1 pseudogene is annotated in these 389 nt (G+C 69.7%); it reads left to right on the forward strand.

Annotated elements, in window-relative coordinates:
- A pseudogene (locus BN1128_RS04450) lies at nt 1-389 on the forward strand (M23 family metallopeptidase); the annotation flags it as partial.

The raw sequence follows: 389 nt of genomic DNA on the forward strand, positions 1-389 counted from the left end.
CCAGCTGCTGCTGGCGATGATGGAGGCGAGCAGCCAGCTCATCTCGGCCCCTTCGGAACAAGCCATGGCAGCCCCCTTCGGCAAGCGGATCAAGGCCCGGGGATTCGATAACCAGCTCGAGCAGATGGCGCGCCAGCTCTCCGAGCGCTTCTATCAGGCCCAGGCCCAGTTGCGGCTGAGCCAGCGCAGCGCCCCCGCCCTGCCCCCGCTTGCCGCACACCAGGCCGCCCTGGCCAGCCTGCTTGGCCCGCACGAGCGGCAACAGTTGAGCGAGCAGTGGCAGAGCCTGTTTGGCAAGGAGGCCATGACCTCGCCCAAGGTGCAGACGGCCGCCCCCTCGACCCGGCTGGCCGGTGGCCAGTTCCAGCTGCCCTGGCGCCAGGGCTACA

The sequence above is a fragment of the Aeromonas piscicola genome (genome assembly GCF_000820005.1).
Classification (GTDB): domain Bacteria; phylum Pseudomonadota; class Gammaproteobacteria; order Enterobacterales; family Aeromonadaceae; genus Aeromonas; species Aeromonas piscicola.